We start from the raw sequence: 23,541 nt of genomic DNA on the forward strand, positions 1-23,541 counted from the left end.
CGGCGTGATGCTGAACAAATACCCTCTGTGGAAATACATTCTGATCCTGGCGGTGCTGGCGATCGGTCTGATTTATTCCGCTCCCAATCTTTACCCCGATGACCCGGCCATTCAGATCAGCGGCGCCAGCACGGCCCTGCAGGTCAATCAGGCTGATCTGGATCGCGTCAGCACGGCGCTGAAAGAATCCGGCATCAACGTCAAGGCAGCCACGCTGACCGCGGGCGGCAAGGGCGGTCTGATCCGTCTGGCCAAGGCTGAAGATCAGCTGCCGGCCAAGGACGTTGTGCGCAAGGCATTGGGTGATGACTACGTCGTCGCGCTGAACCTGGCACAGACCACTCCGCAATGGCTGCGCAATCTGGGCGCACACCCGATGAAGCTGGGTCTGGACTTGTCCGGTGGTGTGCACTTCCTGCTTGAAGTGGACATGGACAAAGCCCTCGATGCACGCCTGAAAGTCTACGAAGGCGACGTCAAGAGCCTGCTGCGCAAAGAGAAGCTGCGCTATCGCAGCCTGCCGCAACTGGGCGGTGCCATTCAGCTGGGCTTCGCTGACGAAGACAGCCGCGAACAGGCTCGCAGCCTGATCCGCAAGAACTTCAACGATTTCGACATTGTTCCGGCCGACCTCAACGGTCAACCGGTGCTGCGTCTGGCGATGACCCCGGCCAAGCTGGCGGAAATCCGCGAATACTCCATCAAGCAGAACCTGACCACGGTACGTAACCGCGTCAACGAGCTGGGTGTTGCCGAACCGATCGTTCAGCGTCAGGGCGCTAACCGCATTGTGGTTGAACTGCCAGGCGTGCAGGACACTGCCGAAGCCAAGCGTATTCTCGGTAAGACGGCCAACCTTGAGTTCCGTCTGGCCGCTGAGCCGGGCGCTTCGAAAGCCACTTCCGAGTCGTTCGAATTCCGTGAAGGCAATCGTCCGCCAGCGCAGATCGAACGTGGTCTGATCATCACCGGTGACCAGGTCACCGACGCCAAGGCCGGTTTCGGCGAGCACGGCACGCCGGAAGTGAACATCCGTCTGGATGGCCACGGTGGCGAGCTGATGAGCCGCGCGACCCGTTCCAACGTCGGTCGCAGCATGGCGGTGATCTTCATCGAACAGCGTCCGGTGACGACTTACACCAAGCAGATGGTCAACGGCGTCGAGAAAGACGTGCCGGTGCAGACCTTCAAGGAAGAGAAGAAGATCATCAGCCTGGCGACCATTCAGTCGCCGCTGGGTGCGCAGTTCCGTATCACCGGCCTGAACGGCCAGGGCGAATCGTCCGAACTGGCACTGCTGCTGCGTGCCGGTGGTCTGGCGGCGCCGATGTACTTCGCCGAAGAGCGCACAATCGGTCCGAGCCTGGGTGCTGATAACATCACCAAGGGTATCGACGCGTCGCTGTGGGGCATGCTGTTCGTGTCGCTGTTCATCATCGCCATCTACCGCTTCTTCGGCATCATCGCCACCGTCGCGCTGGCGGTGAACATGGTGTTGCTGCTGGCGCTGATGTCGCTGCTGGGGGCCACGCTGACCCTGCCGGGCATCGCCGGTATCGTGCTGACCATGGGTATGGCGGTCGACGCCAACGTGCTGATCTTCTCGCGGATCCGTGAAGAGATCGCCGCCGGCATGACCGTGCAGCGTGCAATCAACGAAGGCTTCGGCCGGGCATTCACCGCGATTCTCGACGCCAACCTGACCACCTTGCTGGTCGGCGGCATTCTCTTCGCCATGGGCACCGGCCCGGTGAAGGGCTTCGCAGTGACCATGTCCCTCGGGATCTTTACCTCGATGTTCACGGCCATCATGGTGACCCGCGCAATGGTCAACCTGATCTTTGGCGGGCGTGACTTCAAGAAGTTGTGGATTTAAGGGGCTGCCATGTTACGTACAATCAACTTCATGGGCGTTCGCAACTTCGCGTTCGGCGTCACGGTTTTTCTGACCCTGCTGGCGGTATTCAGCGTTGTCACCAAAGGCATGAACTGGGGCCTGGACTTCACCGGCGGTACGCTCATCGAGCTGACCTACGAGCGTCCGGCCGATGTCACCAAGGTCCGCGAGCAGTTGGCGACTTCGGGTTACCACGAAGCCGTCGTGCAGAACTTCGGTGCCACGACAGACCTGCTGGTGCGCATGCCGGGTGAAGACCCGCAGCTCGGCCATCAAGTCGCGGAAGCGCTGCAAAAGGTTGGCGGCGACAACCCGGCGACGGTCAAGCGTGTCGAGTTCGTCGGCCCGCAGGTCGGTGAAGAACTGCGCGACCAGGGCGGCCTCGGCATGCTGCTGGCGCTCGGCGGCATCCTGATCTACCTGGCTTTCCGCTTTCAGTGGAAATTCGCGGTCGGCGCCATCGTGTCGCTGATCCACGACGTGATCGTCACCATCGGTATCCTGTCGTTCTTCCAGATCACCTTCGACCTGACGGTGCTGGCGGCGGTACTGGCGATCATCGGTTACTCGCTGAACGACACCATCGTCGTGTTCGACCGGGTGCGGGAAAACTTCCGAGTCCTGCGCAAGGCGTCGCTGATCGAGAACATCAACATCTCGACCACCCAGACCCTGCTGCGGACCATGGCGACGTCGATCTCGACTTTGCTGGCGATCGCGGCGCTGCTGATCTTCGGCGGCGACAACCTGTTCGGCTTCTCCATCGCGCTGTTCATCGGCGTACTGGCAGGTACCTACTCGTCGATCTACATCGCCAACGTGGTGCTGATCTGGCTGAACCTGACCACCGAGGATCTGATTCCTCCGGCCAACACCGAGCAGGAAGTCGACGACCGTCCATAACGGCCCTCGAAATCCCGGCTGTCAGGCCATGAAAGGCGCGAGTTGAACTCGCGCCTTTTTTTGTGCTCCAAGGCTGGGAGAAGCGCGGGCGCGTCCCGCATGTGATGGTCAGGAGGTTCATGTGAACAAGTCGTTGCTGGTTGGTGCGGTATTGGGTGCTGTCGGTGTTACAGCCGGGGGTGCTGTTGCCACCTACAGCCTGGTTAAAAGCGGCCCTGAGTATGCGCAAGTGCTAGCCGTTGAGCCGGTCAAGACACAGATCAAGACTCCACGTGAAGTATGCAAGGATGTAACGGTGACCCGTCAGGCGCCGGTAAAAGATCAACACCAGATCGCCGGGACCGTGGTCGGCGCGCTGGCCGGTGGTTTGCTGGGTAACCAGATTGGCGGCGGCACCGGCAAGAAAATTGCCACGGTGGCCGGTGCGGTCGGTGGCGGTTACGCGGGCAACAAGGTGCAGGAGGGCATGCAGGAGCGTGACACCTACACCACCACGCAAACCCGCTGCAACACGGTCAATGACATCAGCGACAAGGTCGTCGGTTACGACGTGCGTTACTCGCTCGATGGTAAGGAAGGCAAAGTGCGGATGGACCGCGATCCGGGCAATCAGATTCCGGTCGACAAGGAAGGCAAGCTGATCCTGTCGCAGAACGAGCCGGGTCAGTAAGGTTTCACGGTTTTAAAAGAAGCACCCTGCGGGGTGCTTTTTTTGTGCCTGCGATTTATGGCCGCGCGATTCTCACCTGTGGGAGCGAGCCTGCTCGCGAATGCGGTCCATCATTCAGTATCCATTTTGCTGATACACCGCTTTCGCGAGCAGGCTCGCTCCCACATGAGATCCACAGGGCCTGAAAAATGGGCATAAAAAAAGCACCCCGAAGGGTGCTTTTCTGATTCGTCCGAAGCTTAGCGCTTCAGCGAAGCCGGCAGGTGCGGCTGGATCGCCGTCAGGACTGCCTTGAAGCATTTGGTGTTGCCGGCAACGATGTGGCCTTTTTCAAGGAAGTCGTGACCGCCGGTGAAGTCGCTCACCAGGCCGCCGGCTTCTTGAATCAGCAGGGCGCCTGCCGCCATGTCCCACTCGGACAGGCCCGACTCCCAGAACGCATCGAAACGACCGGCAGCCACGTAGGCCAGATCCAGGCTCGCTGCGCCAGCGCGGCGGATGCCGGCGGTCTGGCCTACCAGGGAGCGGAACATGCCCAGGTAGTTGTCGAGGTTGTCCATCTGGTCGTTACGGAACGGGAAGCCGGTACCCAGCAGGGCGCCGTCAAGGCTGGTGCGGCCGCTGACGCGCAGGCGACGACCGTTCAGTTGTGCGCCGCGACCACGGCTGGCGGTGAATTCTTCCTGGCGCACCGGGTCCAGAACCACAGCGTGTTCCAGGCGACCACGGTATTTGCAGGCGATGCTGACCGCGAAGTGCGGGATGCCACGCAGGAAGTTGGTGGTGCCGTCCAGTGGATCGATGATCCACAGGTATTCTTCGCCTTCGATGCCGGTGCCGGCGTGCAGGCCGGTCTCTTCACCCTGGATCGAGTGATTCGGGTAAGCCTTGCGCAGGGCATCGATGATTTTCTGTTCAGCGGCGCGATCAACCTCGGATACATAATCCTTGGCGTCTTTTTCGTCGACCTTGATGGTATCCAGGCGCTCGATGGAGCGGAAGATCAGTTCACTGGCGCTGCGGGCGGCGCGCAGCGCGATATTCAGCATGGGCTGCATGGATGTGTCACCTAAGGTTGTTAAAGAAAGCCGCGCATTCTATCAGAACTTTTCTTCAGGTGAAGGACGCTGTTCGCTTTCATAGCTTAACGGTAGGCTGTTCTGTAAGATTTGCCCCCCTTTCCAATGTCCGAGAGCGCCTCCCTTGCTGCAGAACATTCGTGTCGTCCTGGTCAACACCAGCCACCCCGGCAATATCGGCGGGGCCGCGCGCGCCATGAAAAACATGGGTCTGTCGCGGCTGGTGCTGGTCGAGCCACGCCAGTTTCCGCATCACGAAGCCGATGCCCGTGCATCCGGTGCCGGAGACATCCTTGAAAGTGCGCAAGTCGTCGCCACTTTGGAAGACGCCTTGGTCGGCTGCAATCTGGTCTTGGGTACCAGTGCGCGGGATCGGCGTATCCCATGGCCGCTGCTCGATCCGCGTGAATGCGGAACCAAGGTTATCGAAGAAGCCGGGCAGGGCGCCGAAATCGCTCTGGTGTTCGGTCGTGAAGATTCCGGCCTGACCAACGAAGAGCTGCAGCGATGTCACTTCCACGTGCACATCCCTTCCGACCCGACGTTCAGTTCGCTGAACCTGGGGGCGGCGGTGCAGGTGCTGAGCTACGAAGTGCGCATGGCCTGGCTGGCCTCGCAGGGGCAGCCGAGCAAGGTCGAGAAAGAAGAAGTGGCTTCGGTGAAAAGCGCCGAGCTGGCGACCATGGATGAGCTGGAGCGCTTTTACGAGCATCTGGAGCAGACATTGGTCGCGATCGAATTTCTCGACCCGGAAAAACCCCGGCACTTGATGGCACGCCTGCGCCGGTTGTACGGACGCAGCTCGGTCAGCCGGGCGGAAATGAATATTTTGCGGGGCATTCTCACGGAAACCCAGAAAGCGGCCCGTGGTGAGCTTCTTAAGCGGAAGGACTGAATGATGTTTGAGCGTTTGCGTGAAGATATCCAGAGCGTATTCCATCGAGACCCGGCGGCGCGTAACGCTTTTGAAGTCCTGACCTGCTACCCCGGCATGCATGCGATCTGGATTCATCGACTGGCCGGCATGCTCTGGCGCAACGATCTGAAGTGGCTGGCGAGGCTGGTGTCGAACTTCGGTCGCTGGCTGACCGGCATCGAGATTCATCCGGGCGCCAAGGTTGGGCGGCGTTTCTTTATCGACCACGGCATGGGTATCGTGATCGGTGAGACCGCCGAGATCGGCGACGACGTGACCATCTATCAGGGCGTGACCCTTGGCGGCACCAGTTGGAACAAGGGCAAGCGCCATCCGACGCTGGGTGACGGTGTGGTGGTCGGTGCGGGCGCCAAGGTGCTCGGTCCGTTCACGGTCGGTGCCGGTGCCAAGGTTGGTTCCAATGCGGTGGTGACCAAGGAAGTGCCACCGGGCGCTACCGTGGTGGGGATTCCGGGGCGCATCATCGTCAAGTCCGATGAAGAGCAGGACGCCAAGCGCAAGGCCATGGCCGAGAAGATCGGTTTCGATGCCTATGGCGTTAGCGAAGACATGCCCGACCCAGTGGCGCGCGCCATCGGCCAGTTGCTCGATCACCTGCAAGCGGTGGACGGGCGTCTGGAAGGCATGTGCGGCGCATTGAAGGATCTGGGTAGCAATTACTGTGCGAAAGATCTGCCTGAGCTGCGTGAAGAAGACTTCGCCTGCGTCAAAGGCAAGGATCAGAGCCAGGCCAGTTAAACCGAGGCGCTGCTATCGCGAGCAGGCTCACTCCTACAGGAGAGCGCATTCCAAATGTAGGAGTGAGCCTGCTCGCGATGAACGATGGCTCGGTATCACTGGCTGTACGCCACGGGCCTTTGCTATGATGCGCGCGCTCTTTTGCGGGTAAACCCGACTAAAGCACTAGGTCTTATAGTTGACTTAAATGCTCGGGAATTGCATACTCCCGCCCATTCTGAACTCCGTGGTAACTGTCCATGCGACTGACTACAAAAGGCCGATACGCCGTGACCGCCATGCTTGACCTGGCGTTGCACGCGCAGCACGGGCCGGTGTCCCTGGCCGATATCTCCGAGCGCCAAGGCATCTCCCTGTCCTACCTCGAACAGCTGTTCGCCAAACTGCGCCGCAGCAACCTGGTTTCCAGTGTTCGCGGTCCGGGAGGTGGCTACCAGTTGTCCCGCGACATGCAGGGCATCCAGGTCGCCCAGGTGATCGATGCGGTGAACGAATCGGTCGACGCCACCAAGTGCCAGGGCCAGGGCGATTGCCATTCCGGCGACACCTGCCTGACTCACCATCTGTGGTGCGACCTGAGCCTGCAGATTCACGAATTTCTAAGTGGTATCAGCTTGGCTGATCTTGTGACTCGCCGTGAGGTGCAAGAAGTAGCCCAGCGTCAGGACCAGCGCCGTTGCAACAGCAAGGCGCCACGCCTGGACAAGATTGAAGCGTCCGCCGTCGAATGACCGCCAGAGAGCCAGCGGCACGCCAGCCCTGATTTAGGAGATAGTCCATGAAATTGCCGATTTACCTTGATTACTCTGCGACCACCCCGGTTGATCCGCGTGTTGCGCAAAAAATGAGTGAATGCCTGCTGGTTGACGGAAACTTCGGCAACCCGGCGTCGCGCTCCCACGTATTCGGCTGGAAGGCTGAAGAGTCGGTCGAAAACGCCCGTCGTCAGGTGGCCGATCTGGTCAATGCCGATCCGCGCGAAATCGTCTGGACCTCCGGTGCCACCGAATCCGACAACCTGGCAATCAAGGGTGCGGCACATTTCTACGCCTCCAAGGGCAAGCACCTGATCACCAGCAAGATCGAACACAAGGCCGTTCTCGACACCATGCGCCAACTGGAGCGCGAAGGTTTCGAAGTGACTTACCTTGAGCCGACCGAAGACGGTCTGATCACTCCGGCGATGATCGATGCGGCACTGCGCGAAGACACGATTCTGGTGTCGGTGATGCACGTGAACAACGAAATCGGCACTGTGAACGACATCGCTGCAATCGGCGAACTGCTGCGCTCCAAGGGCGTGCTGTTCCACGTCGACGCCGCTCAGTCCACTGGCAAGGTCGACATCGACCTGCAGAAACTGAAAGTCGACATGATGTCGTTCTCCGCCCACAAGACCTATGGTCCTAAAGGCATCGGCGCGCTGTACGTCAGCCGCAAGCCGCGTGTGCGCATCGAAGCGACCATGCACGGCGGCGGTCACGAGCGTGGCATGCGTTCCGGCACCCTGGCGACCCACCAGATCGTCGGCATGGGCGAAGCGTTCCGTGTGGCGAAAGAAGACATGGCCGCTGAAAACGTCCGTATCAAAGCCTTGAGCGACCGTTTCTACAAGCAGGTCGAGCATCTGGAAGAGCTCTACGTCAACGGCAGCCTGACCGCCCGCGTTCCGCATAACCTGAACCTGAGCTTCAACTACGTTGAAGGCGAGTCGCTGATCATGGCACTCAAGGATCTGGCGGTTTCGTCCGGTTCGGCGTGCACCTCGGCATCGCTGGAGCCTTCGTACGTATTGCGCGCCCTGGGCCGCAACGACGAACTGGCACACAGCTCGATCCGCTTTACCTTCGGCCGCTTCACCACCGAAGAAGAAATCGACTACGCCGCGCAGAAAGTCTGCGAGGCCGTTACCAAGCTGCGCGCTCTGTCGCCGCTGTGGGACATGTACAAAGATGGCGTCGATATCTCGAAAATCGAGTGGGCGGCACACTAACCAAAGAAGCCGCCGGATACAGGTCATGTAGCGACGCGGCGGTTCACGCAGCGCAGTTGCAGGGTCTCAAGAGCGGCCCTGATGAGTGAGGATTGAGAATCATGGCTTACAGCGAAAAGGTCATCGACCACTACGAAAACCCGCGCAACGTCGGCAAGATGAACGCGGAAGATCCTGATGTCGGCACCGGCATGGTCGGCGCTCCGGCGTGCGGCGATGTGATGCGTCTGCAAATCAAGGTCAACGACCAGGGCGTTATCGAAGACGCCAAGTTCAAGACCTACGGCTGCGGTTCGGCTATCGCTTCCAGCTCCCTCGCCACCGAGTGGATGAAGGGCAAGACCCTGGACGAAGCTGAAACCATCAAGAACACTCAGCTGGCCGAAGAACTGGCCCTGCCGCCAGTGAAAATCCACTGCTCGGTACTGGCTGAAGACGCTATCAAAGCGGCTGTTCGCGATTACAAGCAGAAGAAAGGCTTGATCTGACTTTCTGGATCTGGCGACGAGTAAGGAGTCAACGATGGCTATCAGCATGACAGAAGCGGCTGCTCGGCACGTGCGGCGCTCCCTCGACGGGCGCGGCAAAGGTGAAGGGATTCGTCTGGGTGTTCGCACCACAGGCTGTTCCGGCCTTGCCTACGTGCTGGAGTTTGTCGACGAGGTGGTTGCGGAAGATCAGGTGTTCGAGAGTCACGGTGAAAAAGTGATCATCGACCCGAAAAGCCTGACCTACCTGGACGGCACCGAGCTCGATTTCGTCAAGGAAGGGTTGAACGAAGGCTTCAAGTTCAACAACCCCAACGTACGCGGTGAATGTGGCTGCGGCGAAAGCTTCAACATCTGAGGCTTGTCGTGGGTATTCCTTGTCATTTCGCTTTATTCGAGCTGCAACCGAGCTTCCGCCTGGATCTCGAGCAGTTGGCCACGCGCTATCGCGAGCTGGCGCGCGGGGTTCACCCTGACCGCTTTGCCGACGCTTCCGAGCGCGAGCAGCGTTCGGCGCTCGAACAGTCGGCACGGCTAAACGACGCCTACCAGACGCTCAAGAGTCCGGCCCAGCGCGCGCGCTACCTGCTGAAAATCAGCGGGCATGAAGTGCCGATGGAAGTCACTGTCCACGATCCAGAGTTTCTTTTGCAGCAGATGCAATGGCGCGAAGAGCTCGAAGACCTGCAGGACAGTGCCGATCTCGATGGTGTCGCGGTATTCAAGCGTCGCCTCAAGGCCGCTCAGGAACAGCTCAATGAAAGCTTCGCAGCCTGTTGGGATGACGCAGCGCAACGCGAACAGGCCGAACGCCTGATGCGGCGCATGCAGTTCCTCGACAAGCTCACCTACGAAGTGCGCCAGCTAGAAGAGCGCCTCGACGATTAACCCAGTGCTGCCCTGATTGCACGCCTGATAGACAGACAAGACCTGATTACCATGGCTCTACTGCAGATCGCCGAACCCGGCCAAAGTCCTCAACCGCACCAGCGTCGTCTGGCTGTCGGCATCGACCTGGGCACTACCAATTCGCTCGTCGCTGCGTTGCGCAGCGGTGTCTCCGAACCGCTGGCCGATGCCGAAGGGCAGGTCATCCTGCCTTCCGCCGTGCGTTATCACGCCGATCGCGTCGAAGTCGGCGAGTCGGCCAAGCTGGCCGCCGCCTCTGATCCTTTGAACACCGTGCTGTCGGTCAAGCGCTTGATGGGTCGTGGTCTGTCCGACGTCAAGCAACTGGGCGAGCAACTGCCGTACCGCTTCGTCGGTGGCCAGTCGCACATGCCGTTCATCGATACCGTACAGGGCCCGAAAAGCCCGGTCGAAGTCTCCGCCGATATCCTCAAGGTCCTGCGTCAGCGTGCTGAAGCGACCTTGGGTGGTGAGCTGGTTGGCGCGGTGATTACCGTTCCTGCCTACTTCGATGACGCACAGCGCCAAGCCACCAAAGACGCGGCAAAACTCGCCGGTCTGAACGTGCTGCGTCTGCTCAACGAGCCGACCGCCGCTGCTGTGGCGTACGGCCTCGACCAGCACGCCGAAGGTCTGGTTGCGATTTATGACCTGGGCGGCGGTACGTTCGATATTTCGATTCTGCGCCTGACCGGCGGTGTGTTCGAGGTTCTGGCCACTGGCGGCGACAGCGCGCTGGGCGGCGATGACTTCGATCACGCGATTGCCGGCTGGATCATCGAGAGCGCGGGCCTGTCCGCCGATCTCGATCCAGGTGCACAACGCAATCTGCTGCAAACCGCTTGTGCGGCAAAAGAAGCCCTGACCGACGCGGCCAGTGTTGAAGTGGCCTATGGCGACTGGAAAGCCCAGCTGACTCGCCAGGCCTTCGATGCGCTGATCGAGCCGATGGTCGCGCGCAGCCTGAAAGCCTGCCGCCGCGCCGTTCGCGATTCCGGCATCGAGCTGGAAGACGTCCACGCTGTCGTCATGGTTGGCGGTTCGACCCGCGTGCCGCGTGTTCGTGAAGCGGTCGCCGAAGCCTTTGGTCGCCAGCCGCTGACCGAAATCGACCCGGATCAGGTGGTGGCCATCGGCGCTGCGATTCAGGCTGACACTTTGGCAGGCAACAAGCGCGATGGTGGCGAGCTGCTGCTGCTCGACGTGATTCCATTGTCCCTAGGGCTGGAAACCATGGGCGGCCTGATGGAGAAGGTGATTCCGCGCAACACCACCATCCCCGTCGCTCGCGCGCAAGATTTCACCACCTATAAAGACGGCCAGTCGGCCATGGCGATCCACGTATTGCAGGGTGAGCGCGAGTTGATCAGCGATTGCCGCTCGCTGGCGCGCTTCGAGTTGCGCGGCATTCCAGCGATGGTCGCCGGTGCAGCGAAGATTCGTGTGACCTTCCAGGTCGATGCCGACGGTCTGCTCAGCGTCTCCGCCCGTGAGTTGGGTTCGGGCGTCGAGGCGAGCATCCAGGTCAAGCCGTCCTACGGTCTGACCGACGGCGAAATCGCCAAAATGCTCAAGGATTCGTTCCAGTACGCCAGTGATGACAAGGTCGCCCGTGTTCTGCGTGAACAGCAAGTCGATGCCCAGCGCCTGCTCGAAGCGGTGCAGGGCGCTCTGGAGGCGGATGGTGAGCGTTTGCTCGACGCCGAAGAGCGCATGATCATCGACCTGCAGATGCAGGAACTGGCTGAACTGATGAAAGGTACCGATGGTTATGCCATCGAGCAGCAGACCAAGCGTCTGTCGCAAGTGACCGATGCTTTTGCTGCCCGCCGCATGGATCAGACGGTCAAAGCCGCTCTGTCGGGGCGCAACCTGAATGAAATCGAGGATATCTGATGCCGCAGGTCATTTTTCTGCCCCACGAGAAGTTCTGCCCTGAAGGCATGGTCGTCGAGGCTGCGCCCGGCACATCGATTCTCGAACTGGCCCACGAACACCACATCGAGATGGAAAGTGCCTGCGGCGGCGTCTGCGCCTGCACCACTTGCCACTGCATCATCCGCGAGGGTTTCGACTCGCTGGAAGAAGCCGATGAGCTGGAAGAAGATTTCCTCGATCGTGCCTGGGGTCTGGAAGCGCAATCGCGTCTGGCCTGTCAGGCCATAGTTGGTGAAGAAGACCTCACCGTCGAGATTCCGAAATATTCGCTTAACCATGCGGCCGAAGCGCCGCACTGACTGGTAAGACTGTCATGAGCTACGGTTGGAATGATGTTCAACGCATTGCCGAAGAGCTGGCCGAGGCCCACGAGGGCGTCGATCCGTACTCGGTAGGTTTCGTCAAGCTGCAGCAGATGATCCAGGCACTTCCCGATTTTGACGACACCTCTGGCCGCGTCGGTGAGAAGGTGTTGGAAGCGGTCCAGACCCTTTGGGCCGCAGAATTGGACTGATCGTCTCGCAGGTTAGGCAATACCCAAGAACCCGCGTATAATTCGCGGGTTTAATTTTTCGCAAATTACCGTTTCTGGAGTTACACCATGGCTGTTCAACGTACTTTCTCCATCATCAAGCCTGACGCCGTTGCTAAAAACGTGATCGGCAAGATCACCACTCGCTTCGAAGACGCTGGCCTGCGCGTTGTAGCTTCGAAACTGAAGCAACTGTCCAAAGCCGAAGCCGAAGGCTTCTACGCTGAGCACAGCGAGCGCGGTTTCTTCGGTGACCTGGTTGCTTTCATGACTTCCGGTCCGGTTGTCGTTCAGGTGCTGGAAGGCGAAAACGCCATCGCTCGCAACCGTGAGCTGATGGGCGCTACCAACCCTAAAGAAGCGGCTGCCGGCACCATCCGTGCTGACTTCGCCGAGTCGATCGACGCCAACGCCGTTCACGGTTCGGACTCCGAAGCCGCTGCCGCTCGCGAAATCGCTTACTTCTTCGCAGCTACTGAAGTAACCACTCGCTAAGCATTGGCTTAAGAGTGAAGGTGAATCCATGACGACATCGACTGTGAAAACCAACCTGCTGGGTCTGACCCAGCCGGAAATGGAAAAATTCTTCGACTCAATCGGGGAGAAGCGTTTCCGTGCCGGTCAGGTAATGAAATGGATTCACCACTTTGGCGTCGATGATTTCGACGCCATGACGAACGTCAGCAAGGCCTTGCGCGACAAGCTCAAGGCCATTGCCGAAGTGCGTGGTCCGGAAGTGGTCAGCGAGGACATCTCCAGCGACGGCACCCGTAAATGGGTGGTGCGCGTGGCGTCCGGCAGCTGCGTCGAGACCGTGTACATTCCCCAGGGCAAACGCGGCACTCTGTGCGTTTCGTCCCAGGCAGGCTGTGCCCTGGACTGCAGTTTCTGCTCCACCGGCAAGCAAGGCTTCAACAGCAACCTCACCGCCGCCGAAGTCATCGGTCAGGTGTGGATTGCCAATAAATCTTTCGGCAGCGTCCCGGCCACCGTCGACCGCGCCATCACCAACGTGGTGATGATGGGCATGGGCGAGCCGCTGCTGAACTTCGACAACGTCGTCGCCGCCATGCATCTGATGATGGATGACCTCGGCTACGGGATCTCCAAGCGCCGCGTGACCCTGTCCACCTCGGGCGTGGTGCCGATGATCGATGAGCTGGCCAAGCACATCGACGTGTCCCTGGCGTTGTCCCTGCACGCACCAAATGACGCATTGCGTAACCAATTGGTGCCGATCAACAAGAAATATCCGCTTAAGATGCTGCTCGAGTCGTGCCAGCGCTACATGTCCGCCCTCGGCGAAAAGCGTGTGCTGACCATCGAGTACACCTTGCTCAAGGACGTCAACGACAAGCTTGAGCACGCGGTGGAAATGATCGAGTTGCTGAAGGATATCCCGTGCAAGATCAACCTGATCCCGTTCAACCCGTTCCCGCATTCCGGGTACGAGCGGCCAAGCAACAACGCGATTCGCCGCTTCCAGGATCAGTTGCATCAGGCCGGTTTCAACGTCACCGTGCGCACCACCCGTGGTGAAGACATCGACGCTGCATGTGGTCAATTGGTAGGGCAGGTGCTGGATCGCACCCGTCGCAGTGAACGTTACATCGCTGTGCGTGAGTTGAGCGCCGACAGCGATCAGGCTCAGAACGCCACGAACACTCACTAAGAGAGGATCTCTATGTCCCTGCGCTTTGCGCTGCTGTTGCTGTTGGCCAGCCTGTGTGCTGGTTGTGTCCTGTCGGGTGACTACAACCCGATGAAGACCAGCAAGGGCCGCGATGAAGCGCGGGCTGCCTACGTGCAGTTGGGGCTGGGTTACCTGCAGCAGGGCATGACCGAGCGGGCCAAGGTGCCATTGAAAAAGGCCCTGGAACTCGACAGCTCCGATCCTGACGCCAACGCCGCGCTCGGCCTGGTCTTTCAGTCCGAGATGGAACCCCAACTGGCCGACGAGCACTTTCGCAAGGCCTTGTCCTCGCGTCCCGCCGATGCACGCATCCTCAACAATTACGGCAGTTTTCTCTACGAAGAGCAGCGCTATAAAGAAGCCTACGAGCGATTTGAACAGGCTGCCGCCGATACCCTGTATCCTGAGCGTTCGCGGGTGTTCGAAAACCTCGGCATGACTGCAGCGAAGCTTGGGCAACGCGATCTGGCGCAGCAGCAACTGGAAAAAGCCCTGCGTTTGAACCGTCAACAACCGCGCGCGCTGCTGGAAATGGCTGAGTTGTCCTTCGAAGACAGGCATTATGTGCCCGCGCGTGACTTTTACGACCGTTTCAGCCAGTTGACCGAACAGAATGCACGTAGTCTATTGCTCGGCGTTCGGCTGGCAAAAGTGTTTGAAGATCGCGACAAGGCCGCCAGTTACGGCCTGCAATTAAAACGACTCTATCCCGGTACGCCGGAATATCAGCAATACCTGTCGGAGCAATGATGAAAGCGGCGCATCCCGAAGTTGTAGCAGCGAATCGCGTAAACCCCGGTGAGACCCTGCGCCAGGCCCGCGAAAGCAATGGCTGGTCGCTGGCCGAAGTGGCCCTCAAGCTCAACCTCACCGTGACTTCCCTGAGCAATCTAGAAGCCGGCGCGTTCGACAAGCTGCCGGGGCATACCTTCGCCCGTGGCTACATTCGCGCCTATGCCAAATTGCTCGGCATGGACCAGAGCGTGCTGGTCCAGCAATTCGACCAGTCCACCGGCACCGATTCCCAGGGCAGCAACGTTCACGCCCTCGGTCGTATCGAAGAGCCGGTGCGGGTTTCACACACCATTTTGCGTATTGTCAGTCTGCTGTTGCTGATCGCGGTCATCGGCGGCGGCTTCGTCTGGTGGCAGGATCAGACCTCGCTGCGCACCAAGGATCTGGCCGCTCTGACGCCGGAACACGTTGAAGTCGAAGGCGCGGACGGCACCACGCAGATTCATCCGATCGACGAGCCGGAAGATCAGGCTGTCGAAGAGAATCAGGCTGACAGCTCGACCGCGCTGGCGCTGCCACAATCCGAAACCAGCGCCGAATCGACCGGTGCCGAAGCCACTGCGCCGGCCACCGCGCCAGCGGCACCTGTGGCTCCGAGCGTCGCGCCGACCGCCCCGGCTCATACCCCAGCGCCAACCGTTGCCGCACCCGCCGCTCCGGTGCCAAATGTCGCAACGCCGGCGCCAACCGTCGCCGCTCCAGCCGCGCCCGTTGCACCCGCGGCCAGCCCTGAAGCGGCAGCGCCGGTTGCCGGCGAAGGTCAGGTCCAGTTGCAGTTCAGTGCCGATTGCTGGGCGCAGGTGACCGACGGCCGTGGCAAGGTGATTTTCAGCGGTCTGAAACATAAAGGCGACAGCGTGACCGTGGCCGGCAAGCCGCCGCTCAACGTCCGCCTGGGTGTCGCTCGCGCCGCACAGGTCAGCTACAACGGCCAGCCGGTCGATATCGCTCCGTTCACCAGTGGCGAGACTGCTCGCCTGAAGTTGGGTCAATAAGTCATGCACGGCGAATCTCCAATCAAACGTCGCGTTTCGCGCAAGATCTGGGTCGGCAACGTACCGGTGGGCGGCGATGCGCCGATCGCGGTGCAGAGCATGACCAACAGCGACACCAATGACGTCGCCGCCACCGTTGCGCAGATCAACCGTCTGGAAGCTGCCGGCGTCGACATCGTCCGCGTTTCGGTGCCGGACATGGACGCCGCCGAGGCGTTCGGCAAGATCAAGCAGCTGGTCAAGGTGCCATTGGTTGCCGACATTCACTTCGATTACCGCATTGCCTTGCGCGTCGCCGAACTGGGTGTGGACTGCCTGCGCATCAACCCGGGCAACATCGGTCGCGAAGACCGTGTGCGTGCAGTGGTCGATGCAGCGCGTGATCGCGGGATTCCGATCCGCATCGGGGTCAACGCCGGCTCGCTGGAAAAAGACCTGCAAAAGAAATACGGCGAGCCGACCCCGGCGGCGCTGGTTGAATCCGCCTTGCGTCACGTTGAACACCTCGAACGCCTGAATTTCCAGGACTTCAAGGTCAGCGTGAAGGCCTCCGACGTGTTCATGGCCGTCGAAGCCTACCGCCTGCTGGCGAAAGAAATCGTCCAGCCGCTGCACCTGGGTATCACCGAAGCCGGTGGATTGCGTTCGGGCACAGTGAAATCCGCCGTCGGCCTAGGTATGCTGCTCGCCGAAGGGATTGGCGATACTATCCGCATCTCGCTGGCGGCCGACCCGGTCGAGGAAGTGAAGGTCGGTTACGACATTCTCAAGTCTTTGCATCTGCGTTCCCGTGGCATCAACTTCATCGCCTGCCCAAGCTGCTCGCGGCAGAACTTCGATGTGGTGAAAACCATGAACGAGCTGGAAGGGCGCCTTGAAGACCTGCTGGTGCCGCTCGATGTCGCGGTGATCGGTTGCGTGGTCAACGGCCCCGGCGAAGCCAAGGAAGCGCATATAGGCTTGACCGGCGGCACGCCAAACCTGATTTACATCGATGGCAAGCCGTCGCAGAAACTGACGAATGACAATCTGGTGGATGAGCTGGAACGGCTGATCCGCGAGAAAGCGGCCGAAAAGGTCGAAGCTGACGCAGCGGTTATCGCGCGCGGCTGATCGAACGAATTAAGGAATTTTTGTGAGCAAGTCTCTGCAAGCCATTCGTGGCATGAACGACATCCTGCCCGACCAGACCCCGTTGTGGCGTTATTTCGAGGGCACTGTTGCGCGTCTGCTGGACAACTACGGTTACAAGCAGATCCGCATGCCGATCGTCGAGTTCACCGAGCTGTTCAAGCGCTCGATCGGTGAAGTGACCGATATCGTCGAAAAAGAGATGTACACCTTCGAAGACCGCAACGGCGATTCGCTGACCTTGCGTCCTGAAGGGACTGCCGCGTGCGTGCGCGCTGTGCTCGAGCACGGCATCACCGGCGGCGGTCAGGTGCAGAAACTCTGGTACATCGGCCCGATGTTCCGCCACGAGCGTCCACAGAAAGGCCGGTATCGTCAGTTCCACCAGATCGGTCTGGAGGTGTTCAACCTCGACGGTCCGGACATCGACGCCGAACTGATCATCATGACCTGGCGCCTGTGGGGCGAGCTGGGCATTCGTGATGCGGTCAAGCTCGAACTCAACAGCCTCGGCACCAGCGAGTCCCGCGGGCGTTATCGTGAATCGTTGGTCGAGTATCTCTCGGCGCACCACGACAAGCTCGACGAAGACAGCCAGCGCCGTCTGAAAACCAACCCGCTGCGCGTGCTCGATACCAAGAACGCCGACACTCAGGCGGTACTGGTCGATGCGCCGAAAATGGCCGACTACCTCGATGACGAGTCCCGTGCTCACTTCGAAGGGCTGAAGGCGCGGCTCGACGCGGTCGGGATTCCGTACGTGCTCAACCCGAAACTGGTGCGCGGCCTCGATTACTACAGCAAAACCGTTTTCGAATGGGTCACCGACAAGCTCGGCGCCCAGGGCACCGTGTGCGCGGGCGGCCGTTATGACGGTCTGGTCGAGCAGATGGGCGGCAAGCCGACCACCGGCGTCGGTTTCGCCATGGGCATCGAGCGTCTGGTGCTGATGCTCGAAACCCTCGAGCAGATCCCGGCAGAAATTTCCCGTCAGGTCGACGTCTACCTGTGTGCCTTCGGTGAGCAGGCTGAACTGGCCGGTCTGGCCCTGGCCGAGCGGGTTCGCGATCAGCTTCCAAACCTGCGCCTGCAAGTCAATGCCGGCGCCGGCAGCTTCAAGAGCCAGTTCAAGAAAGCCGACAAGAGCGGTGCGCTGTACGCACTGATCCTCGGTGACGACGAGATGGCCCAGCAAGTGGTAGGTTTCAAACCCCTGCGTGGCCAGGGCGAACAACAAAGCATTGCCTGGGATGCGCTCGCCGCTCACCTGGCCACCTGCGTCGTGCAGGGTTGAAGCTGTCTTAACAGCCGATTTAGCGATTAAGGAGTATTGGGGTGTCGAGTACCGAAGACGAACAGTTGGCGGATTTGAAGGACTGGTGGACACGCAACGGCAAACCTCTGGTCACCGGCGGCCTGTTGGCGCTGGTCATCGTGTTCGGCTGGCAGGCTTATCACAAGTATCAGAGCAACCAGTCGCAAGGCGCTTCGGTGCTCTATCAGCAATTGCTGGAAACCACCCTGACGCCTGACGGCAAGCCAGACGCCGCGCGCGTTGCGGACCTGGCCGGCAAGCTCAACAGCGAATTCGGCGGTTCTGCCTACGCGCAGTACGGCAGCCTGTTCGTCGCCAAGGTCGCGGTCGACAGCGGCAAGCTGGACGATGCAGCCACCGAGCTGAAAGCCATCGTCGACAAACCGGCCAACCCGGCGCTGGGCGAGATCGCCCGTCAGCGTCTGGCGCAGGTGCTGGGCGCGCAGGACAAGACCGAAGACGCCCTGAAACTGCTCGACGGCGATGCCGACAAAGCGTTCCTGGCCACTCGCGAAGAACTCAAGGGCGACCTGCTGGTGAAGCTGGGCCGTACCGATGACGCGAACAAGGCGTATCAAAAAGCCAAGGCAGCACTGTCGGATGAAGCGGCAGTCGGTGGCCTTCAAATCAAGCTCGACGACCTGGCCAAAGGGGATGCGTGACGTGATCCGTTGGAAGCATGCAGCATTGCTGGCTCTGGCCCTACTGGCCGCGGGTTGCAGCAGCAACAGCAAGAAAGAATTGCCACCGGCTGAACTGACCGACTTCAAAGAAGAAGTGGTTCTGCACAAGCAGTGGAGTCGTTCGATCGGTGACGGTCAGGGCGAAACCTACAACATGCTGGTACCGGCGATCGATGGTGACACCATCTACGCCGCCGATGTCACCGGCGTGGTCATGGCCATGGATCGCAGCAATGGCGACGTGAAATGGGAACAGGATCTTGAACTGCCTGTTTCCGGCGCCGTTGGCGTTGGTTACGGTCTGGTGTTGATCGGTACCCTGCGTGGCGAAGTCGTCGCTCTGGACACCAGCAATGGTGAAGAGAAGTGGCGTGCGCGCGTCAACAGTGAAGTCCTCGCGCCGCCGGCCAATAACGGTGACGTGGTGGTGGTGCAGACCCAGGACGATCGTCTGATCGGTCTGGATGCCTCCACCGGTAATCAGCGCTGGGTCTATGACAGCACGCCGGCGGTACTGACCCTGCGGGGCACCAGTGCACCGCTGGTGACCAACCGCCTGGCGCTGGCTGGCTTGTCGACCGGTAAAGTGGTCGCCCTGGATATTTCCAACGGCGTGCCGGTGTGGGAACAGCGCATCGCCATTCCACAGGGTCGTTCGGAACTGGAGCGCGTAGTCGACATCGACGGCGGTCTGCTGCTGTCCGGCGGTACGCTGTACGTGGCCAGCTATCAGGGTCGCGTCGCAGCACTGGACGTGGAAAGCGGTCGTCAGCTCTGGCAGCGCGATGCCTCGAGCTACGCCGGTATCGCTCAGGGTTTCGGCAGCGTCTACGTGAGCCTGTCCTCGGGCACCGTTGAAGGCGTCGATGAGCGTTCCACCACCGCATTGTGGAGCAACGATGCGCTGGCTCGCCGTCAGCTGTCGGCTCCGGAAGTGTTCTCCAGCTATGTTGCAGTGGGTGACCTGGAAGGTTATCTGCACCTGCTGAGTCAGGTTGACGGTCGTTTCGTCGGCCGTGAGCGCATCGACAGCGACGGCCTGCGCGCCCGTCCGCTGGTGGTGGGTGACATGATTTATGTGTATGGCAACAGCGGCAAACTGGAAGCCCTGACCATCAAGTAACAACTATGCTTGGGGTTAACCCCCCAGGCGGCCCCGGATTCATGGGGCTTGCAGCGCTATCAGGCGTTGCCCCGAGCACCAGCCGCTGCCTCGCAGCGGCTTTTGTATTTTCTGAAATAACGAAGTGGAGAGCCGCATGGTTCCCGTAATCGCCCTGGTGGGCCGACCGAACGTCGGCAAGTCCACCTTGTTCAACCGCCTGACTCGGACTCGCGACGCCATCGTCGGCGACCTGTCCGGTCTGACCCGTGATCGCCAGTACGGTGAGGCCAAGTGGCAAGGGCGTTCCTACATTCTGATCGACACCGGCGGTATCTCCGGTGACGAACATGGTATGGACGAAAAAATGGCCGAGCAGTCGCTGCTGGCCATTGAAGAAGCAGACGTTGTGCTGTTCCTGGTAGATGCCAAGGCCGGTTTCACCGCCGCCGACCAGATGATCGCCGAACACCTGCGCAAGCGTAACAAGCGTTCCCACGTGGTCGCCAACAAGGTCGACAACATCGACCCGGAAATGGCCCGCGCCGAATTCGCCCCGCTGGGCATGGGCCACGCGATCCCGATCGCTGGTGCTCATGGCCGTGGCATCACGCAGTTGCTCGAAGCCGCCCTGAGCGACTTCCCGCGTGATGATGACGAGCCGGCTGAAGGCGAAGAGGAAGAGATCGTAGCCGAAGGCGAGGAAGCCAAGCGCATTCCTGGCCCGAGCGAAAAAGACGGGATCAAGATCGCCATCATCGGCCGTCCGAACGTCGGCAAGTCGACCCTGGTCAACCGCATGCTCGGTGAAGACCGGGTGATCGTTTATGACCAGCCCGGCACCACCCGCGACAGTATCTACATCCCGTTCGAACGCAACGAGGAAAAATACACGCTGATCGACACCGCCGGTGTGCGCAAGCGCGGCAAGATCCACGAAGAAGTCGAAAAGTTCTCCGTGGTCAAAACCCTGCAAGCGATCAAAGACGCCAACGTGGTGATCTTCGTGATGGATGCCCGCGAAGGTGTGGTCGATCACGACCTCAACCTGCTGGGCTTCGCCATCGAGTCGGGTCGTGCGCTGGTGATCGCGATCAACAAGTGGGACGGCATGACGCCGAGCGAGCGCGACTTCGTCAAGGTCGAGCTGCAACGTCGTCTGTTCTTCGTTGACTACGCCGACATCCACTTTATCTCGGCACTGCACGGCACCGGCGTGGGCAACCTCTACGCTTCCGTACAGAACTCGTTCAAATCCGCTGTCACCCGCTGGCCGACCAACCGTCTGACCCAGATCCTGGAAGATGCGGTAGGCGAGCACGCGCCACCGATGGTCAACAACCGCCGGATCAAACTGCGTTATGCGCATTTGGGTGGTGCCAACCCGCCGATCATCGTGATCCACGGTAACCAGATCGAGAAAGTGCCGAAGTCGTACGTACGCTATCTGGAGAACACTTATCGTCGTGTGCTGAAGCTGGTCGGTACGCCGATCCGCATCGAGTTCAAGGGCGGCGAGAACCCGTACGAAGGCAACAAGAACACGCTGACCGACCGCCAGGTCAACAAGAAGCGTCGCTTGATGTCGCACAACAAAAAAGCCAGCAAGAAACGCCGCGACAAGAAATAAAAAAGCAGCTTCAGGTTTCGAGCTGCAAGCTTTAAGTAAAAGCAGAGAGGGCTTCGTATGAAGCCCTTTTTTGTGGGCGCGGGTTTTTGCTTGCAGCTTGTAGCTTGAGGCTTGAAACTTGCGTTTCACCTGCAAGGGGCCTCCGATGATCACCAGCAAGCTGCCGAATGTCGGCATCACCATTTTCACGCAGATGTCTCAGCTCGCGGCGCAGACCGGGGCGATCAACCTGTCTCAGGGTTTTCCGGATTTCGACGGCCCGCAGTCGCTGCGTGACGCAGTCGGTCGGCACATCGCCAGTGGCCATAACCAGTATTCGCCGATGACCGGCCTGCCGGCGCTGCGTCAGCAGATCGCCGCGAAAATTGCGCGCAGCTACGGCGCCAGTGTCGATGCCGATCACGAAGTGACCGTCACGCCCGGTGCCACGCAAGCGATATTCTGCGCCATTCAGGCAGTTATCCACAGCGGTGACGAAGTCATCGTCTTCGACCCGGCTTACGACAGTTACGAGCCTGCGGTGGAACTGGCCGGCGGCCGCTGCGTGCATGTGCAGCTGGGCTTGAAGGATTTTTCCATCGATTTCGATCAGCTCAGTGCTGCCCTGACCCCGCGCACGCGGATGATCATTCTCAACACCCCGCACAACCCGAGCGGCGCGCTGATCAGTCGTGCCGAACTGGATCAGCTGGCCGCGTTGATTCGTGATCGCGACATCTACGTAATCAGCGACGAAGTCTATGAACACCTGGTATTCGACGGTGTGCCGCATGTCAGCGTGCTGGCTCATGAGGAGCTGTATCAGCGCGCGTTCGTGGTCAGCTCGTTCGGCAAGACCTACCACGTCACTGGCTGGAAGACCGGCTACGTCGTCGCACCGCCAGCGCTCACTGCCGAGCTGCGCAAGGTGCATCAGTACGTGAGTTTCTGCGGTGTCACGCCGCTGCAATACGCGCTGGCCGATTACATGGCCGAGCACCCGGAACACGTCGAAGAGCTGCCGGGTTTCTATCAGGCCAAGCGCGACCTGTTCTGCGACCTGCTCGCGTCGTCGCGTTTCAGTTTCACTCGGGTCACCGGTACCTATTTCCAACTGGTCGATTATTCGCAGATTCGCCCTGACCTGAATGACGTCGAGATGGCCCTGTGGATGACCCGCGAACATGGCGTGGCGAGTATTCCGGTGTCGGTGTTCTACCGGAAACCGCCGCAAGACCAGCGCCTGGTGCGTCTGTGCTTTGCCAAACGCGAGGAGACGCTGCGTGAAGCGGCGGCAAAACTATGCGTGATCTGAGTGCGTTGCCAGACCTCAACCTGGCGCTGATCCAGACCAGCCTGGCCTGGCATGACCGCCAGGCCAACCTCGAGCATTTCGAGGGGCTGCTGGAGCAGGCGCGTGGTGCCGATCTGATTATCTTGCCGGAGATGTTCACCACCGGTTTTTCCATGGAATCGGAAACGCTCGCCGAAGCCGAGAACGGCCCGACCAGCAAATGGTTGCGGGCGCAGGCGGCGAAATTCGATGCGGTAATCACCGGCAGCGTGATCATCCAGGCCGCCGACGGCAGCCATCGCAACCGCCTGCTGTGGGCACGCCCGGACGGTGAGGTGCTGCATTACGACAAGCGCCATCTGTTCCGCATGGCCGGCGAACACAACCATTACACCCCCGGCGAGCGTCAGGTGCAGTTCGAATTGAAAGGCTGGCGCATTCGCCCGCTGATTTGCTACGACCTGCGTTTCCCGGTGTGGAGTCGCGACGCCCAGGACACCGACCTGCTGCTGTACACCGCCAACTGGCCCGGCGCGCGGCGTCTGCACTGGAATCGCCTGTTGCCGGCCCGAGCCATCGAAAACCTCTGCTATGTGGCAGCGGTGAATCGGGTTGGCAGCGATGGCAAGGGCTTCGCCTATACCGGCGACAGTCAGGTGCTGGATTTCCAGGGCGAAACCTTGCTGGCAGCGGGGGAGGCGGACGGCGTGTTCGAGGTGATGCTGGAGGCGGCGCCGCTGGCCGCTTACCGCGAGCGGTTTCCGGCGAATCTGGATGCCGACACCTTTGAGTTCACCTGAGGTTTCCAGTGCCTGACAGGGCGCTATCGCCAGCAGGCTG

The 23,541-nt window shown here is 60.3% G+C and carries 25 protein-coding genes; 24 read left to right on the forward strand and 1 reads right to left on the reverse strand.

The genetic code is table 11. The features are described from left to right. The first annotated feature begins 7 nt into the window (after positions 1-7). The 3 genes from secD to J3P75_RS05780 all read left to right on the forward strand — a co-directional run bounded on the left by secD (position 8) and on the right by J3P75_RS05780 (position 3,470). Positions 8-1,876, forward strand: coding sequence for a protein translocase subunit SecD (gene secD, locus J3P75_RS05770; RefSeq protein ID WP_434709599.1), 1,869 nt, complete (start codon positions 8-10; stop codon positions 1,874-1,876). A 9-nt stretch (positions 1,877-1,885) separates the two neighbouring features. Beyond that, a complete protein-coding gene (secF, locus tag J3P75_RS05775) occupies positions 1,886-2,800 on the forward strand; it encodes a protein translocase subunit SecF (protein ID WP_434595696.1) in 915 nt (304 codons plus the stop codon). Between the two features lie 121 nt (positions 2,801-2,921). Then, complete coding sequence (locus J3P75_RS05780; RefSeq protein WP_007956693.1) at positions 2,922-3,470, forward strand: glycine zipper 2TM domain-containing protein; 549 nt, start codon at positions 2,922-2,924, stop codon at positions 3,468-3,470. A 239-nt stretch (positions 3,471-3,709) separates the two neighbouring features. Here J3P75_RS05780 and suhB read toward each other — a convergent pair whose 3' ends face one another. After that, a complete protein-coding gene (suhB, locus tag J3P75_RS05785) occupies positions 3,710-4,528 on the reverse strand; it encodes a type III secretion system regulator SuhB (protein WP_203419392.1) in 819 nt (272 codons plus the stop codon). Positions 4,529-4,673: 145 nt separating this feature from the next. Between suhB and trmJ the strand changes: the two genes are divergently transcribed. The 21 genes from trmJ to J3P75_RS05890 all read left to right on the forward strand — a co-directional run bounded on the left by trmJ (position 4,674) and on the right by J3P75_RS05890 (position 23,501). Beyond that, positions 4,674-5,444, forward strand: a complete 771-nt coding sequence (gene trmJ / locus J3P75_RS05790; RefSeq protein ID WP_434709600.1) for a tRNA (cytosine(32)/uridine(32)-2'-O)-methyltransferase TrmJ — start codon at positions 4,674-4,676, stop codon at positions 5,442-5,444. 3 nt (positions 5,445-5,447) lie between these two features. Further along, positions 5,448-6,224, forward strand: coding sequence for a serine O-acetyltransferase (gene cysE / locus J3P75_RS05795; protein WP_434709601.1), 777 nt, complete (start codon positions 5,448-5,450; stop codon positions 6,222-6,224). A 239-nt stretch (positions 6,225-6,463) separates the two neighbouring features. Next, positions 6,464-6,955: a Fe-S cluster assembly transcriptional regulator IscR gene (gene iscR, locus J3P75_RS05800; RefSeq protein ID WP_003227911.1), complete on the forward strand. Its 492-nt coding sequence runs from the start codon at positions 6,464-6,466 to the stop codon at positions 6,953-6,955. Positions 6,956-7,002: 47 nt separating this feature from the next. Next, on the forward strand, positions 7,003-8,217 hold the full coding sequence (locus tag J3P75_RS05805; protein ID WP_093098571.1) for an IscS subfamily cysteine desulfurase: 1,215 nt from the start codon (positions 7,003-7,005) through the stop codon (positions 8,215-8,217). 101 nt (positions 8,218-8,318) lie between these two features. After that, the gene (gene iscU, locus J3P75_RS05810) at positions 8,319-8,705 is read left to right on the forward strand and encodes a Fe-S cluster assembly scaffold IscU (protein ID WP_003227907.1); all 387 of its coding nucleotides are present in this window, start codon (positions 8,319-8,321) and stop codon (positions 8,703-8,705) included. Between the two features lie 34 nt (positions 8,706-8,739). After that, positions 8,740-9,063, forward strand: coding sequence for an iron-sulfur cluster assembly protein IscA (iscA, locus tag J3P75_RS05815; protein WP_010565230.1), 324 nt, complete (start codon positions 8,740-8,742; stop codon positions 9,061-9,063). A gap of 8 nt (positions 9,064-9,071) precedes the next feature. Beyond that, complete coding sequence (gene hscB, locus J3P75_RS05820; RefSeq protein ID WP_016773325.1) at positions 9,072-9,593, forward strand: co-chaperone HscB; 522 nt, start codon at positions 9,072-9,074, stop codon at positions 9,591-9,593. A 51-nt stretch (positions 9,594-9,644) separates the two neighbouring features. Beyond that, positions 9,645-11,510 carry a Fe-S protein assembly chaperone HscA gene (hscA, locus tag J3P75_RS05825; RefSeq protein WP_434709602.1) on the forward strand — a complete coding sequence of 622 codons (1,866 nt, stop codon included), beginning with the start codon at positions 9,645-9,647 and terminating at the stop codon, positions 11,508-11,510. Beyond that, complete coding sequence (gene fdx, locus J3P75_RS05830; RefSeq protein WP_016773327.1) at positions 11,510-11,851, forward strand: ISC system 2Fe-2S type ferredoxin; 342 nt, start codon at positions 11,510-11,512, stop codon at positions 11,849-11,851. Before hscA ends, fdx begins: the two co-directional genes overlap by 1 nt. A gap of 14 nt (positions 11,852-11,865) precedes the next feature. Beyond that, the gene (iscX, locus tag J3P75_RS05835) at positions 11,866-12,066 is read left to right on the forward strand and encodes a Fe-S cluster assembly protein IscX (protein WP_434709604.1); all 201 of its coding nucleotides are present in this window, start codon (positions 11,866-11,868) and stop codon (positions 12,064-12,066) included. A gap of 87 nt (positions 12,067-12,153) precedes the next feature. Next, positions 12,154-12,579: a nucleoside-diphosphate kinase gene (gene ndk, locus J3P75_RS05840; RefSeq protein WP_024014216.1), complete on the forward strand. Its 426-nt coding sequence runs from the start codon at positions 12,154-12,156 to the stop codon at positions 12,577-12,579. Positions 12,580-12,607: 28 nt separating this feature from the next. After that, the gene (rlmN, locus tag J3P75_RS05845; protein ID WP_434709605.1) at positions 12,608-13,756 is read left to right on the forward strand and encodes a 23S rRNA (adenine(2503)-C(2))-methyltransferase RlmN; all 1,149 of its coding nucleotides are present in this window, start codon (positions 12,608-12,610) and stop codon (positions 13,754-13,756) included. Positions 13,757-13,768: 12 nt separating this feature from the next. Further along, a complete protein-coding gene (pilW, locus tag J3P75_RS05850) occupies positions 13,769-14,527 on the forward strand; it encodes a type IV pilus biogenesis/stability protein PilW (RefSeq protein ID WP_394506747.1) in 759 nt (252 codons plus the stop codon). Continuing rightward, complete coding sequence (locus tag J3P75_RS05855; protein ID WP_434709606.1) at positions 14,527-15,567, forward strand: RodZ domain-containing protein; 1,041 nt, start codon at positions 14,527-14,529, stop codon at positions 15,565-15,567. Before pilW ends, J3P75_RS05855 begins: the two co-directional genes overlap by 1 nt. Positions 15,568-15,570: 3 nt before the next feature. Next, positions 15,571-16,680, forward strand: a complete 1,110-nt coding sequence (gene ispG, locus J3P75_RS05860; protein WP_090286025.1) for a flavodoxin-dependent (E)-4-hydroxy-3-methylbut-2-enyl-diphosphate synthase — start codon at positions 15,571-15,573, stop codon at positions 16,678-16,680. 22 nt (positions 16,681-16,702) lie between these two features. Continuing rightward, positions 16,703-17,992, forward strand: coding sequence for a histidine--tRNA ligase (gene hisS, locus J3P75_RS05865; protein ID WP_434709607.1), 1,290 nt, complete (start codon positions 16,703-16,705; stop codon positions 17,990-17,992). Between the two features lie 41 nt (positions 17,993-18,033). Further along, on the forward strand, positions 18,034-18,675 hold the full coding sequence (locus J3P75_RS05870) for a tetratricopeptide repeat protein (protein ID WP_090286019.1): 642 nt from the start codon (positions 18,034-18,036) through the stop codon (positions 18,673-18,675). Further along, on the forward strand, positions 18,668-19,819 hold the full coding sequence (gene bamB, locus J3P75_RS05875) for an outer membrane protein assembly factor BamB (RefSeq protein ID WP_434595715.1): 1,152 nt from the start codon (positions 18,668-18,670) through the stop codon (positions 19,817-19,819). The genes J3P75_RS05870 and bamB overlap by 8 nt, the downstream gene beginning before the upstream one ends. A 136-nt stretch (positions 19,820-19,955) precedes the next feature. Further along, positions 19,956-21,428, forward strand: a complete 1,473-nt coding sequence (gene der / locus J3P75_RS05880) for a ribosome biogenesis GTPase Der (RefSeq protein WP_090286015.1) — start codon at positions 19,956-19,958, stop codon at positions 21,426-21,428. A 145-nt stretch (positions 21,429-21,573) separates the two neighbouring features. Beyond that, positions 21,574-22,722: a pyridoxal phosphate-dependent aminotransferase gene (locus J3P75_RS05885; RefSeq protein ID WP_434709609.1), complete on the forward strand. Its 1,149-nt coding sequence runs from the start codon at positions 21,574-21,576 to the stop codon at positions 22,720-22,722. Continuing rightward, positions 22,710-23,501 (forward strand): amidohydrolase, encoded by a 792-nt coding sequence (locus J3P75_RS05890; RefSeq protein WP_434709610.1) that lies wholly within the window; start codon positions 22,710-22,712, stop codon positions 23,499-23,501. The genes J3P75_RS05885 and J3P75_RS05890 overlap by 13 nt, the downstream gene beginning before the upstream one ends. Positions 23,502-23,541 lie beyond the last annotated feature (40 nt).

The organism is Pseudomonas sp. R1-1 (assembly GCF_051132135.1).
GTDB lineage: Bacteria > Pseudomonadota > Gammaproteobacteria > Pseudomonadales > Pseudomonadaceae > Aquipseudomonas.

Bases quoted from the DNA above. Each gene is read 5' to 3' on its own strand.
- secD (WP_434709599.1), top strand. From the start codon at position 8: ATGCTGAACAAATACCCTCTGTGGAAATACATTCTGATCCTGGCGGTG.
- secF (WP_434595696.1), top strand. From the start codon at position 1,886: ATGTTACGTACAATCAACTTCATGGGCGTTCGCAACTTCGCGTTCGGC.
- suhB (WP_203419392.1), bottom strand. From the start codon at position 4,528: ATGCAGCCCATGCTGAATATCGCGCTGCGCGCCGCCCGCAGCGCCAGT.
- cysE (WP_434709601.1), top strand. From the start codon at position 5,448: ATGTTTGAGCGTTTGCGTGAAGATATCCAGAGCGTATTCCATCGAGAC.
- iscR (WP_003227911.1), top strand. From the start codon at position 6,464: ATGCGACTGACTACAAAAGGCCGATACGCCGTGACCGCCATGCTTGAC.
- J3P75_RS05805 (WP_093098571.1), top strand. From the start codon at position 7,003: ATGAAATTGCCGATTTACCTTGATTACTCTGCGACCACCCCGGTTGAT.
- iscU (WP_003227907.1), top strand. From the start codon at position 8,319: ATGGCTTACAGCGAAAAGGTCATCGACCACTACGAAAACCCGCGCAAC.
- iscA (WP_010565230.1), top strand. From the start codon at position 8,740: ATGGCTATCAGCATGACAGAAGCGGCTGCTCGGCACGTGCGGCGCTCC.
- hscA (WP_434709602.1), top strand. From the start codon at position 9,645: ATGGCTCTACTGCAGATCGCCGAACCCGGCCAAAGTCCTCAACCGCAC.
- fdx (WP_016773327.1), top strand. From the start codon at position 11,510: ATGCCGCAGGTCATTTTTCTGCCCCACGAGAAGTTCTGCCCTGAAGGC.
- iscX (WP_434709604.1), top strand. From the start codon at position 11,866: ATGAGCTACGGTTGGAATGATGTTCAACGCATTGCCGAAGAGCTGGCC.
- ndk (WP_024014216.1), top strand. From the start codon at position 12,154: ATGGCTGTTCAACGTACTTTCTCCATCATCAAGCCTGACGCCGTTGCT.
- rlmN (WP_434709605.1), top strand. From the start codon at position 12,608: ATGACGACATCGACTGTGAAAACCAACCTGCTGGGTCTGACCCAGCCG.
- pilW (WP_394506747.1), top strand. From the start codon at position 13,769: ATGTCCCTGCGCTTTGCGCTGCTGTTGCTGTTGGCCAGCCTGTGTGCT.
- J3P75_RS05855 (WP_434709606.1), top strand. From the start codon at position 14,527: ATGAAAGCGGCGCATCCCGAAGTTGTAGCAGCGAATCGCGTAAACCCC.
- ispG (WP_090286025.1), top strand. From the start codon at position 15,571: ATGCACGGCGAATCTCCAATCAAACGTCGCGTTTCGCGCAAGATCTGG.
- bamB (WP_434595715.1), top strand. From the start codon at position 18,668: ATGCGTGACGTGATCCGTTGGAAGCATGCAGCATTGCTGGCTCTGGCC.
- der (WP_090286015.1), top strand. From the start codon at position 19,956: ATGGTTCCCGTAATCGCCCTGGTGGGCCGACCGAACGTCGGCAAGTCC.
- J3P75_RS05885 (WP_434709609.1), top strand. From the start codon at position 21,574: ATGATCACCAGCAAGCTGCCGAATGTCGGCATCACCATTTTCACGCAG.
- J3P75_RS05890 (WP_434709610.1), top strand. From the start codon at position 22,710: ATGCGTGATCTGAGTGCGTTGCCAGACCTCAACCTGGCGCTGATCCAG.